The 12,139-nt window shown below is 70.7% G+C and carries 11 protein-coding genes and 1 pseudogene; 6 read left to right on the top strand and 6 right to left on the bottom strand.

The features are described from left to right. The first annotated feature begins 192 nt into the window (after window positions 1-192). A complete protein-coding gene (locus IPZ69_RS01935; RefSeq protein ID WP_235451847.1) occupies window positions 193-687 on the top strand; it encodes an LURP-one-related/scramblase family protein in 495 nt (164 codons plus the stop codon). A 164-nt stretch (window positions 688-851) separates the two neighbouring features. Then, window positions 852-989 (top strand): annotated as a pseudogene (locus IPZ69_RS01930) (helix-turn-helix domain-containing protein); the annotation flags it as partial. A 65-nt stretch (window positions 990-1,054) separates the two neighbouring features. Here the strand turns inward: IPZ69_RS01930 and IPZ69_RS01925 are convergent. Next, window positions 1,055-1,849, bottom strand: a complete 795-nt coding sequence (locus IPZ69_RS01925) for a carbon-nitrogen family hydrolase (RefSeq protein WP_235451846.1) — start codon at window positions 1,847-1,849, stop codon at window positions 1,055-1,057. A gap of 219 nt (window positions 1,850-2,068) precedes the next feature. Here IPZ69_RS01925 and IPZ69_RS01920 point away from each other — a divergent pair, with 219 nt between their 5' ends. Further along, window positions 2,069-2,893, top strand: coding sequence for a maleylpyruvate isomerase family mycothiol-dependent enzyme (locus IPZ69_RS01920; protein ID WP_235451845.1), 825 nt, complete (start codon window positions 2,069-2,071; stop codon window positions 2,891-2,893). A gap of 137 nt (window positions 2,894-3,030) precedes the next feature. After that, window positions 3,031-3,825 (top strand): SAM-dependent methyltransferase, encoded by a 795-nt coding sequence (locus tag IPZ69_RS01915; protein ID WP_235451844.1) that lies wholly within the window; start codon window positions 3,031-3,033, stop codon window positions 3,823-3,825. Window position 3,826: 1 nt separating this feature from the next. Here IPZ69_RS01915 and IPZ69_RS01910 read toward each other — a convergent pair whose 3' ends face one another. Both IPZ69_RS01910 and IPZ69_RS01905 read right to left on the bottom strand, forming a co-directional pair. Beyond that, complete coding sequence (locus IPZ69_RS01910; RefSeq protein WP_235451843.1) at window positions 3,827-5,119, bottom strand: MFS transporter; 1,293 nt, start codon at window positions 5,117-5,119, stop codon at window positions 3,827-3,829. Beyond that, window positions 5,116-5,766 carry a GntR family transcriptional regulator gene (locus IPZ69_RS01905; protein ID WP_235451842.1) on the bottom strand — a complete coding sequence of 217 codons (651 nt, stop codon included), beginning with the start codon at window positions 5,764-5,766 and terminating at the stop codon, window positions 5,116-5,118. The genes IPZ69_RS01910 and IPZ69_RS01905 overlap by 4 nt, the downstream gene beginning before the upstream one ends. Window positions 5,767-5,963: 197 nt before the next feature. Between IPZ69_RS01905 and IPZ69_RS01900 the strand changes: the two genes are divergently transcribed. After that, window positions 5,964-6,866, top strand: a complete 903-nt coding sequence (locus IPZ69_RS01900; protein WP_235451841.1) for a D-alanyl-D-alanine carboxypeptidase family protein — start codon at window positions 5,964-5,966, stop codon at window positions 6,864-6,866. An 84-nt stretch (window positions 6,867-6,950) separates the two neighbouring features. Here IPZ69_RS01900 and IPZ69_RS01895 read toward each other — a convergent pair whose 3' ends face one another. From IPZ69_RS01895 to pdhA, 3 genes are read right to left on the bottom strand one after another with little or no spacing between them, the layout of a single operon-like run. Further along, window positions 6,951-8,384, bottom strand: coding sequence for a dihydrolipoamide acetyltransferase family protein (locus tag IPZ69_RS01895; RefSeq protein ID WP_235451840.1), 1,434 nt, complete (start codon window positions 8,382-8,384; stop codon window positions 6,951-6,953). A gap of 10 nt (window positions 8,385-8,394) precedes the next feature. Then, window positions 8,395-9,372 carry an alpha-ketoacid dehydrogenase subunit beta gene (locus tag IPZ69_RS01890; protein ID WP_235451839.1) on the bottom strand — a complete coding sequence of 326 codons (978 nt, stop codon included), beginning with the start codon at window positions 9,370-9,372 and terminating at the stop codon, window positions 8,395-8,397. Between the two features lies 1 nt (window position 9,373). Continuing rightward, complete coding sequence (gene pdhA / locus IPZ69_RS01885) at window positions 9,374-10,564, bottom strand: pyruvate dehydrogenase (acetyl-transferring) E1 component subunit alpha (RefSeq protein WP_235451838.1); 1,191 nt, start codon at window positions 10,562-10,564, stop codon at window positions 9,374-9,376. A gap of 528 nt (window positions 10,565-11,092) precedes the next feature. Here pdhA and IPZ69_RS01880 point away from each other — a divergent pair. Beyond that, on the top strand, window positions 11,093-12,109 hold the full coding sequence (locus IPZ69_RS01880) for a phosphotransferase (protein WP_235451837.1): 1,017 nt from the start codon (window positions 11,093-11,095) through the stop codon (window positions 12,107-12,109). The last annotated feature ends 30 nt before the right edge of the window (window positions 12,110-12,139 follow it).

The raw sequence follows: 12,139 nt of genomic DNA, 5'->3' as shown, positions 1-12,139 counted from the left end.
TACGCATCGTTGGACCGGGGTCCGCTGCCCATGGATGCCCAACTTCCTTGCCACAATCGGATGTTCAACTCCGCGACACCCCATGTCCGGCTGGATTCCGTGCCCCGGTCGGGGCACCCTCCGACGGCGGAGGGTCGTCCGGCTCGCGGTACCGCCGTGATGATCGCCCCGTCCCGGGGAAGCCGTAACGGCATGAGATTCCTCGTACGCGACCGGCTCCTCGGCTTCGGTGACGACTACTGGATCGAGGACGAGCACGGCGACAAGGCGTTCCTCGTCGACGGCAAGGCGATGCGGCTGCGGGACACCTTCGAGCTGAAGGACACGCACGGGCGGGTCCTGGTCGACATCCACCAGAAGATGTTCGCCCTGCGGGACACGATGGTGATCGAGCGGGGCGGCGAGCCGCTGGCGACCATCCGGCGCAAGCGGCTGTCGTTGCTGCGCAACCACTACCGGGTGTCCCTGGTCGACGGCACCGAACTGGACGTCAGCGGAAAGATCCTCGACCGCGAGTTCGCCGTCGAGTACGACGGCGACCTCCTCGCCGTCGTCTCCCGGCGCCTGCTGCACATCCGGGAGACCTACGGCGTCGACGTCGTCCGCGAGGACGCGGACCCGGCGCTGCTGATCGCGGTGGCGGTGTGCGTGATCCACCTGGCGGACCGGGAGCGCGAGGAGGACTGACACCACCGGGCGCGGACGACGCCCGGCTCGCGGCTTCCGGCTTCCGGCGCGCCTGTCGCCTAGCTGTATTGATCACGAGCGTTGTTAACGCTGACGGGGCTTGATCATGGCGAAGACCCCCGTGTGTGGTGGAGGTGTCGAATCTTCACCGCACGGAGGCCTTCGTGTCCCACCGTAATGCCCGGCTGACCGTTCATGGCAGGCGACTGCTGGTTGAGCGTGTCCGCTCCGGCCGTCCCGTCGCGCACGTCGCCGCAGAGATGGGCATCTCCCGCCCGACAGCCCACAAGTGGATCCGGCGCTGCCACACCGCACTCGGCGGCCACCCACCCATCAGCCGCGTCAACAACGTCCCGGGTCAATACACCTAGCGCCTGGGCGGCTGGAGTCCGAGGACCCGGTCCTTCAGCGCGGGGAACTGCTCGCGGGTCGCGGCGACCCGGGACGGGTCGAAGTCCACGGTGAGGACCTCCTCGTCGGGGCCCGCCTCCGCCAGGACCTCGCCCCAGGGATCCACCACGATCGAGTGACCGGCCTGCGGAACCCCGGCGTGGGTGCCGGCCGTTCCACAGGCGAGCACGAACGCCTGGTTCTCGACCGCCCGCGCCTGGGCCAGCAGCGTCCAGTGCGCGCGACGGCGCTCGGGCCAGCCCGCCGGGATCACCAGGGTCTCGGCGCCGGCGTCGACCAGTGCGCGGAAGAGTTCGGGGAAACGGAGGTCGTAACAGGTGGCGACGCCCAGAGCGGTGGCCGGGAGCCGGACCGTCACCAGATCCTGCCCCGCGCCCATCAGCACGGCCTCGCCCTTGTCGAAGCCGAAGCGGTGGATCTTGCGGTAGGCCGCGACCAGGTCGCCGGAGGGCGAGAAGACGAGCGAGGTGTTGTAGAGGGGACCGTCCGGGTCGCGCTCGGGGATCGAGCCCGCGTGCAGCCAGACGCCCGCGTCGCTCGCCGCCTTCGCCATCGCCTCGTGGGTGGGGCCTTCGAGCGGCTCGGCCTCGCGCCCGAACTCCTCGTACGCGAAGGCTCCGGTGGTCCACAGCTCCGGCAGTACGACGAGATCGGCCCCGGCCTGGTCCCGGACCAACCCGGCCACTCGGGCCCGGCGGGATTCGACCGATTCGCCCTCGTCTACGGCGATCTGGATCAGAGAGGCGCGCACACTACCACCGTCCTGGCATTCGAGCCGTCCACTCGGGCCTACGATCGTCACACGAAAGCACTGCCGGGGTGCCTCACAGCAGCGTAACTTGGGGGTCCCCCCGGTTCGAGCGAAGTCGAGAATTGGGGGAGGCTCAAGACACCCGCCGACAGCCGCCACCTCCCACTGGCAACCCCGCCACAACCCGCCCGTGTACCGACCGCCGAGGGGTCCCGTTCCGTGAGTCTGCATCCCACCCTCCAGCCCTACGCCGACGCCTGGACCCACTCCATCGAAGCGATATCCGAACTGGTGCAGCCCCTTGTGGAGGGCGAGTGGAACCGGCGGACCCCCTGCCCGGGCTGGTCGGTCCGGGACATCGTCTCGCATGTCATCGGCATGGACTGCGAGATGCTCGGCGACCCGCGCCCCATCCACACACTGCCCCGTGACCTCTTCCACGTCACCAACGAGCACCAGCGCTACATGGAGATGCAGGTCGACGTCCGCCGCCACCACACGGCACCGGAGATGACGTCGGAGCTGGAGTACACGGTCATCCGCCGCAACCGGCAGCTGCGCAACGAGGCGCGGGAGCCCGGTCACAAGGTGCGCGGCCCGCTCGGTACCGAGATCACCCTCGAAGCGGCCATGCGCTACCGCGCGTTCGACGTGTGGGTGCACGAGCAGGACCTGCGCGCGGCCCTCGGCCGGCCGGGCAACCTCGACTCGCCGGGCGCGCACATCGCCCGGGACTTTCTGCTCGGCGAACTCCCCCGTGTCGTCGCCAACGACGCGAACGCCCCGCGCAGTTCCGCGGTCGTCTTCGACGTGCACGGGCCCATCGAGTTCCTGCGCACCATCCGCGTCGACATCCAGGGGCGCGGCACGCTGGAGACGGCCCCCGCCCTCGGCCCCGCCGCCGGCCTCACCCTGGACTGGGAGACGTACGTCCGGCTGGCCTGCGGCCGCGTGACCGCGGAGTCGGTCGCCGACCGGATCAAGACGGAGGGCGACCCGGACCTGGCCGCCGCGATCCTGCGGAACTTCACCGTGACGCAGTAGCGCGCCGCCCACGGCGTGACGCCGGCCAGGTCGTGACGCCGGTCCAGTGCCGTCGGTCTGCCCGTGCCGTCGGTCCGGTCGTGCCGTCGGCGATATTCGGTGTCCCCGCGCCGGGACCTCGAACTAGCGTGCGCGGCATGACTGACTCCGTCGTCGGCGCCGACGCCGATGCCCCCGGTGCCGACCTCCCGCCCCGGCTCACCCGGCTCACCTTTCACGGCCCTCTCTCCGAGGCCCGCGCGGACGCGATGGTGGGGCGGCTCGCGCAGACGCGGCCCCGCAGCGTGCTCGACGTCGGGTGCGGCTGGGGCGAGTTGATGCTCCGGGTGCTCGCGGCCGTACCGGATGCCCGTGGCACGGGTGTCGATCTGCGCGCCGAAGACCTGGAGCGGGGACGGCGAGGCGCCGAGGCGCGCGGGCTCGCGGACCGGGTGGAGTTCGTCAGGGAATCGGCCGTGGGCACCGGACGCGGGCCCGCCGACCTGGTGCTGTGTCTCGGCGCGAGCCAGGCCCTCAGCCCGGCGGAACCCCCGGAGCACACCCTCGACGCCCTGCGCGAGCTGCGGCGGCTCGTCAGCGACGGCGGTCGCGTGGTCCTCGGCGAGGGGTTCTGGGAACGGCGGCCGACGCCCGCCGAGCTGTCCGGCATGTGGCCCGACGCGGCCGCCGAGCAGCACTACGACCTCGCCCGCCTCCTCGACCTGGCCGTGGCCGCCGGTTTCCGGCCCGAGTGGACCGAGACCGCGAACCGGGACGAGTGGGAGGCGTTCGAGTCGGCGTACCAGGCGGACACCGAGGTGTGGCTCGCCGCCCACCCGGAGCATCCGCTGGCGGCGGAGACCCGCGAACGGCTCGACCGGCACCGCGCACAGTGGCTGAGCTACCGGGGCGTCCTCGGCCTCGCCTATCTCACCCTCGTACCGGCCCTCTGACTCACGCGGGGACGTGCACCGTCTCCACCCGGCTCGCCACCAGCCGTTCCTCGCTGCGTGCGGCCTGTCCGCGCAGCCGCAGGATCTGGCTCACGCCCACTGCCTGGAGGACGAACAGGGTCGAGAAGGCGACGGTGTAGTCGTCCCCGGTGGCGTCCAGCAGGACGCCGATCGCGAACAGGGCCGTCATCGAGGCGGTGAAACCACCCATGTTGGTGATCCCGGACGCGGTGCCCTGACGCTCCGGCGGATTGGCCGGGCGGGCGAAGTCGAAGCCGATCATGGACGCTGGACCGCAGGCGCCGAGCACCGTGCACAGCGCCACCAGCAGCCACATCGGCGCCCGGTCGGCGGGGTAGAGGAGGGCCGCCGCCCAGGCGAGGGCGGTCGCCATGACCGTGCCCAGGGCGAGCGGCAGCCGCGCCGCGTGGTGCCGGGCGACGATCTGGCCGTACACCAGGCCGACCACCATGTTGGACACGACGACGAGCGTCAGCAGGTCGCCGGCCGTGGCACGGGACAGCCCCTGCGCCTGGACCAGGAACGGCAGACCCCACAGCAGCAGGAACACCATCGCCGGGAACTGGGTGGTGAAGTGCACCCACAGACCCAGCCGTGTCCCGGGCTCCCGCCAGGACGCGGCTATCTGCCGGCGGACGTAGGCCGAGCCCCGGTGCGGGAAGGGCTCCGGCTCGTGGCCCTCGGGGTGGTCCTTCAGGAAGAGGAGGACCAGGACGAGGACGACCGCGCCGGCCAGCGCGCTGCCCGCGAACGCCGGGGTCCAGCCCAGGCCGTGCAGCAGCCGGGCCAGCACCAGCGTGGAGATCAGGTTGCCCGCCATGCCGATCAGGCCCGCGAACTGTGCGACCAGCGGTCCGCGCCGCGCCGGGAACCAGCGGGTGCCCAGCCGCAGCACGCTGATGAACGTCATCGCGTCACCGCACCCGAGCAGTGCGCGGGAGGCGAGCGCCGTGCCGTACGAGGGGGAGAAGGCGAAGCCCAGCTGCCCGGCCGTGAACAGGACCGCGCCGATGCTCAGCACCTTCTTGGTGCCGAGCCGGTCGACCAGCAGGCCCACGGGTATCTGCATGCCGGCGTAGACCAGGAGCTGGAGGATGGAGAACGTCGACAGGGCGGAGGCGCCCACGTGGAAGCGGTCGGCCGCGTCGAGGCCGGCGACCCCGAGGGACGTCCGGAAGATGACGGCGACGAAGTAGACGCAGACGCCGATCCCCCATATGGCGACTGCGCGACGGCCGCCCGGCGGGTCACCCGGAAGGGTGGAGTTGGTCATCGGACCTCACCTCGCGCGAGGTGCGAGAACCAGCTCACGTGCCGGTGTACGACCGCGACGGCCGCCTCCGCGTCCCCGGCGCGCAGCGCGTCGAGGATCTCCTCGTGCTCGGTGAGTGTCTTGGCGATCCGGTCCGGGTGGGAGTGCATCACCGCGACGCCCATCCGCAGCTGGCGGTCGCGCAGCTGATCGTAGAGGCGGGAGAGGATCTCGTTGCCGCCGCTGCGCACGATCTCGGCATGGAAGCAGCGGTCGGTGACCGCGGCCGCGGCCAGGTCACCGGCGGCTGCCTGCTCCTTCTGCCGGGCGAGCAGTTCCTCCAGACGCTCGACGAGGCGCGGCGCGGCGGGTACGGCCTTGCGCGCCGCGTGCTCCTCCACGAGCAGCCGGGTCTCCACCACGTCGGCGATCTCCTGCGCGGATACGGGCAGGACCAGGGCGCCCTTCTTCGGGTAGAGCTTGATCAGCCCCTCCACCTCGAGCCGCAGCAGCGCCTCCCGCACCGGGGTGCGCGAGACCCCGACGGCCTCGGCCAGCTCGCCCTCGGTGAGCAGCGTGCCGCCCTCGTAGCGGCGGTCCAGGACGCCCTGCTTGACGTGGCTGTAGACGCGGTCGGCGGCAGGAGGGTGCTTCACGGCCAGGCTCATGCCCACAGCATAGATACATCACGTACGCAAGAGGAGGGCGCGTCCGTCAGGCGGACCGGGCGGGGGGCCGCGAAATTCCTCTCAGCAATGGCACAACCATCTGTGCTACTTACGTGTCACACACGTGCGGCCCTGCTCCTATGCCACCTCAACTCGGCCGCAAATAACGGGCATTCAATTTAATTGGGGTATCTGACTTGATAAACGGCATCAAGGGCATTCGGGTCCGCAGAGCCGCCGCCGTCACCGTCACGGCCGGCGCGGTGCTCGCGACCGGAGCCCTCACCGCGGCGCCCGCGCAGGCCGTCACCGCGCCCTCGATCGTGGCCAAGGGCGGCTACATCATGGACAACGCGAACGCCAAGACGCTGTACACGAAGGCAGCGGACACCCAGCGCTCCACGGGCTCCACCACGAAGATCATGACCGCGAAGGTCGTGCTCGCCCAGTCGAACCTGAACCTCGACGCCAAGGTGACGATCCAGAAGGCGTACAGCGACTACGTCGTCGCCAACAACGCCTCCCAGGCGCACCTGATCGTCGGTGACAAGGTCACCGTCCGCCAGCTGCTCTACGGTCTGATGCTGCCGTCCGGCTGCGACGCCGCCTACGCGCTCGCCGACAAGTTCGGCTCGGGTACGACGCGGGCCGCGCGCGTGAAGTCGTTCATCGGCAAGATGAACACCACCGCGAAGAACCTCGGCCTGACGAAGACGCACTTCGACTCGTTCGACGGCATCGGCAACGGCAACAACTACTCGACGCCGCGCGACCTGACGAAGCTCGCCAGCAGCGCGATGAAGAGCTCCATGTTCCGCACGGTCGTGAAGACGAAGTCGTACACGGCGAAGACCATCACCAAGACGGGCACCACCCGCACCATGGCGCCGTGGACCAACACGAACGGTCTGCTGTCCAGCTACAGCGGCACCATCGGCGTGAAGACCGGCTCCGGCCCCGAGGCCAAGTACTGCCTGGTGTTCGCCGCCACCCGCAACGGCAAGACGGTCATCGGCACCGTCCTCGCCTCCACCTCCATCGCGCAGCGTGAGTCGGACGCGAAGAAGCTGCTGAGCTACGGCTTCGCCCGGCTGGGCTGACACCCGCCCGCAAACGCCGTCGGCGGTCACCCGGGACCCGTGTCCCGTGGGTGACCGCCGGCGGCGTTTCGCTGTGCGTGCGGGTCAGGCCCAGGTGATCAGCCGCTTCGGCTGCTCCAGGATCGCCGCCAGGTCCGCCAGCACCTTGGAGCCCAGCTCGCCGTCCACCAGGCGGTGGTCGAAGCTCAGCGCCAGCGTGGTGACCTGGCGCGGCTTCACCTTGCCCTTGTGCACCCACGGCTGGAGCTTGATCGCGCCGATCGCGAGGATCGCGGACTCGCCGGGGTTGAGGATCGGGGTGCCGGTGTCGACGCCGAAGACGCCGACGTTGGTGATGGTGACCGTGCCGCCCTGCATCGCGGCCGGGGAGGTCTTGCCCTCCCGTGCCGTCGACACCAGTTCACCGAGGGCCTCCGCGAGCTGCGGAAGCGTCTTGGTGTGCGCGTCCTTGATGTTCGGGACGATCAGGCCGCGCGGGGTGGCCGCGGCGATGCCCAGGTTGACGTAGTGCTTGAGCACGATCTCCTGGTTCGCCTCGTCCCAGGACGCGTTGATGTCCGGGTTGCGCCTGATGGCGACCAGCAGGGCCTTGGCGATCAGCAGCAGCGGGTTGACCCGCAGGCCCTGGAACTCCTTGTCCTGCTTCAGCTCCTCGACCAGCTTCATCGTGCGCGTCACGTCCACCGTCACGAACTCCGTGACGTGCGGCGCGGTGAACGCCGAGCCGATCATGGCCTGGGCGGTCATCTTGCGGACGCCCTTGACCGGGATCCGGGTCTCGCGAGCGCCGTCGAACGTCACCACCGGGGCGGGCGCGGCGACAGCGGCCGGGGCCGCCGGCACCGGGACGGGAGCCGCCGGGGCCGCGGGAGCCTGCGGGGCGACCGCCGCGTGCACGTCCTCGCGGGTGATGATGCCGTCCGGACCCGACGGGATCACCGTCGCCAGATCGACGCCGAGGTCCTTCGCGAGCTTGCGCACCGGAGGCTTGGCCAGCGGGCGCACCTTGGCGGCGGCGCCGGGGCCGTGGCCGTTCAGCTCGCCCTGGATCGCCTGCGCGGCCTGAGCGGACACCGTCTCGGGACCCTTGCGCGGGCGGCGCTTGGTCGAGGACACCGCGACGCCGTAGCCGACGAGGACCGGCTGGCGGCCCTGCGGCTTCGGCTCGGCCTCGGGCTGCTCGGCCTCGGGCTGCTCGGCGGGGGCCGGCACGGACGCCTCGGCGGGAACCGGCACAGGCGCCTCGGCGGGCGCCCCGCCCGCGATGTCCACCGCGATGATGGCCGTGCCCACGTCGACCGTGGTGCCCTCGGGGAATCGCAGTTCGCGGACCACGCCGTCGTACGGGATGGGGAGTTCGACGGCCGCCTTCGCGGTCTCGACCTCGCACACCACCTGACCGTCGGTCACCGTGTCGCCCGGCTGGACGTACCACTTGAGGATCTCGGCCTCGGTGAGTCCCTCGCCCACGTCGGGCATCTTGAACTCGCGTACGGACGCTTCCGTCATCGTCGTCACGACCCTCTCCTCAGTACGCCAGGGCACGGTCGACGGCGTCGAGCACCCGGTCCAGGTCCGGCAGGTACTCCTCCTCCAGACGCGCCGGCGGGTACGGGGCGTGGTAGCCGCCCACGCGGAGCACCGGGGCCTCCAGGTGGTAGAAGCAGCGCTCCGTGATGCGGGCGGCGATCTCCGCGCCCGAACCGAAGAACACCGGTGCCTCGTGGACCACGACCAGTCGGCGGGTCTTCTCCACCGAGGTCTGGATCGCGTCGAAGTCGAGCGGGGAGACCGAACGCAGGTCCAGGATCTCCAGCGACTTGCCCTCCTCGGCGGCCGCGGCGGCGACCTCCTGGCAGAGCTTCACCATCGGGCCGTACGCGACGAGGGTCAGGTCGGTGCCCTCACGGACCACGCGGGCCTTGTGCAGCGGACCGGGAATCGCCTCGGTGTTGACCTCGGCCTTGTCCCAGTAGCGCCGCTTGGGCTCGAAGTAGATCACCGGGTCGTCGCTCTGGATGGCCTGCTGCATCATCCAGTACGCGTCCGACGCGTTCGAGGGGCTGACGACCTTGAGGCCGGCCACGTGCGCGAACAGGGCCTCGGGGGACTCGGAGTGGTGCTCGACCGCGCCGATGCCGCCGCCGTAGGGGATACGGATGACGACGGGCAGCTTGACCTTGCCCAGGGAGCGGGCGTGCATCTTCGCGAGCTGCGTGACGATCTGGTCGTACGCCGGGAAGACGAAGCCGTCGAACTGGATCTCCACCACCGGGCGGTAGCCGCGCAGGGCCAGGCCGATCGCGGTGCCGACGATGCCGGACTCGGCGAGCGGGGTGTCGATGACCCGGCTCTCGCCGAAGTCCTTCTGCAGGCCGTCCGTCACCCGGAAGACACCGCCGAGCTTGCCGACGTCCTCACCCATGACCAGAACCTTGGGGTCGGACTCCAGCGCCTTGCGCAGGGATTCGTTGATCGCCTTGGCGAGCGCCATCTTCTCGGCCATGTCACTTGCCCCCTTCTGCGTCCGCGAACGACGCCTGGTAGGCGGCGAACTGGGCTCGCTCCTCGTCGACGAGCGCGTGCCCGTCCGCGTACGCGTTCTCGAAGATGGCGAAGTCGTCCGGGTCCGGCATGGCACGGACCACTTCGCGCACCCGCTTGCCCAACGCCTCGCTCTCCGCTTCGAGTTCCGCGAAGAATCCCTCGTCCGCGTGGTTTGCGGACTCCAGGAACCGGCGAAGACGCAGGATCGGGTCCTTCGCCTCCCAGGCGGCCCGCTCGTCGTCGTGGCGGTAGCGGGTCGGGTCGTCGGAGGTGGTGTGCGCGCCCATGCGGTACGTGTACGCCTCGATCAGCGTCGGGCCCTCGCCGGCCCGGGCGCGCTCCAGCGCCCACTTGGTGACCGCGAGGCAGGCGAGGACGTCGTTGCCGTCGACGCGCACCCCGGGGAAGCCGAAGCCCTGGGCGCGCTGGTACAGCGGCACACGGGTCTGCTTCTCGGTCGGCTCGGAGATGGCCCACTGGTTGTTCTGGCAGAAGAACACGACGGGGGCGTTGTAGACCGCGGAGAAGTTGAACGCCTCGGACACGTCGCCCTGGCTGGAGGCGCCGTCACCGAAGTAGGCGATGACCGCGGAGTCGGCGCCGTCCTTGGTGATGCCCATCGCGTAGCCCGTGGCGTGCAGCGCCTGGGAGCCGATGACGATCGTGTAGAGGTGGAAGTTGTTGCTGTTCGGGTCCCAGCCGCCGTTGTTCACACCCCGGAACATGCCGAGCAGGTTGGTCGGGTCGACACCGCGGCACCAGGCGACGCCGTGCTCGCGGTAGGTCGGGAAGACGTAGTCGTCCTCGCGGGTGGCCCGGCCGGAGCCGATCTGGGCGGCCTCCTGGCCCAGGAGCGAGGCCCACAGGCCCAGCTCGCCCTGGCGCTGCAGCGAGGTGGCCTCGGCGTCGAAGCGGCGGGTGAGCACCATGTCGCGGTACAGGCCGCGCAGCTCGTCCGGGGTGATGCCGGCGACGTACGCGTCGTACTCGGCGTTCTTGACCCGCTTGCCCTCAGGCGTGAGCAGCTGCACGAGCTCCGGATCGGTGCTCTTCTTCGCAGCGGTGCGGGTGGTGCGCTTGGTGCCGGTGGTGCCGGCCTTGCCTGCGGCGCTGCGACGCGGCTTGCTCGCGGCACTGCTGTCCACGGTCACGTGTGCTCCTCCGTCGGTCCGGCCCCCGGGGTTGCCGGTAGGCCAGTGCGGCTCACCTGTTCCGAAACCCGTGCACGGGGTGGGTGCCGCTCGGCCGGGAACAGGCGTGACAGGTGCCCCGGCGAGCGCCCTGCACCAGGTCACGTTACCCAGTGCTCCACATTTCTGTGAAACCCCTCCTGACCTGCGTTTTTGCTTGGATTTCCAAGTAAATGGGCAGGGACTGGAAGGTCGCTGGTCACAGCCTTGCAGGAGGCCGGAGCTAGGGCACGTTATCCCGGGCACCCCGGACACGGGAAGAGTCAACCTGTGACACTGCTCGCGTACGCGAAGACCGAAATCGGCGCACATTCCGGCCACGCGCCCCGTCTCGTCATGTCCCTGATCGGCGGGGCCCACCGTGAGATCCCGGCGTCACTTCGGGCACGTACTGTGAACGAATGCGACTGCCTGTGACAACCCCCAGCTCACGGCCCTGGCTGGTGCCCTAACATCTGGCGCGTGCCGCGCTCATGTGTACCACCCCCTGTGTCTCACGCGCCCCCTCTGGGCGATCTGCTCCGCCTGTACGCCGCCGGTTCCGCGGTCACCTGCGACCCCGTCGAACAGGGCCTGCTGAACCGCGGCTACCGCCTGTGCACGACCCGCGGCCGCTACTTCCTCAAGCACCACTTCGACCCGGACACCGCCGACCCGGTGGCGATCGAGCGCCGGCACGCCGCCACCCAGCGCCTGGCCGCCCTCGGCGTCCCGGTCGCCCCGCCGCTCGCGGACCGTGACGGCCGTACCGTCGCCGTCGTCGGCGGCCACGCCTACGCCCTGCACCCCTGGATCGACGGCAGGCACCGCCACGGCGGCCAGCTGACTCCGGGGCAGTGCGCACGCCTGGGGGCGCTCCTGGGCGCCGTACACGCCTGTCTGGAGCGCGTGATGCCACCCAAGGGGCGCACGCGCCCCGCCACGAGCCCCCACCCCGTGCGGAGCGCCGACCCCGCCGACACCTTCGCCCTCATCGACGACCTGCTCGCCCACGTCCGCCGCCACCGCCCGGCCGACGCCTTCGACGCCCTGGCCCGGCACCGGCTGCTCGAACGCCGCGCGCTCCTCGAACAGCACGCGGACCGGCGCCCTCCGCGCGGCGCCTCGGTGGGCTGGGTGCACGGCGACTTCCACCCCTTCAACCTGCTGTACAAGGGGGACGCGCCCGCCGCGATCGTCGACTGGGACCGGCTCGGTGTGCAGCCCCGCGCCGAGGAGGCCGTCCGCGCCGCCGCGATCTTCTTCGTACGGCCCGCGGGCGCCCTCGACCTGCCGAAGGTGCGGGCCTACGCGCGCGCGTACCGGCGCGCGGCCGGGGCCACCCCCTCCGAGCTCGCGGCGGCCGTGCACCGCGTGTGGTGGGAGCGCCTGAACGACTTCTGGATGCTGCGCTGGCACTACGAGCGCGGCGACACCCGCGCGGACCCACAGTTCCCGGCCGCCTCGGCGCTCGCCGTGTGGTGGACGCGCGAGTACGACGCGGTGTGCGACGCGTTCGTGGAATGAACCCGCAGAACGCGAAGGCCCCGATGAACT

Origin of the sequence: Streptomyces olivochromogenes, from assembly GCF_021538895.1 — a bacterium.
Lineage (GTDB): Bacteria > Actinomycetota > Actinomycetes > Streptomycetales > Streptomycetaceae > Streptomyces > Streptomyces olivochromogenes_A.
The sequence above is the reverse complement of the archived record's forward strand: the minus strand, read 5'-3'. Positions and strand labels throughout refer to the sequence as shown.

Coding starts and splice junctions, on each gene's coding strand:
- IPZ69_RS01905 (WP_235451842.1), bottom strand. CDS start 5,766: ATGAGCCTGGCCGTGAAGCACCCTCCTGCCGCCGACCGCGTCTACAGC.
- IPZ69_RS01935 (WP_235451847.1), top strand. CDS start 193: ATGAGATTCCTCGTACGCGACCGGCTCCTCGGCTTCGGTGACGACTAC.
- IPZ69_RS01910 (WP_235451843.1), bottom strand. CDS start 5,119: ATGACCAACTCCACCCTTCCGGGTGACCCGCCGGGCGGCCGTCGCGCA.
- IPZ69_RS01890 (WP_235451839.1), bottom strand. CDS start 9,372: ATGGCCGAGAAGATGGCGCTCGCCAAGGCGATCAACGAATCCCTGCGC.
- IPZ69_RS01915 (WP_235451844.1), top strand. CDS start 3,031: ATGACTGACTCCGTCGTCGGCGCCGACGCCGATGCCCCCGGTGCCGAC.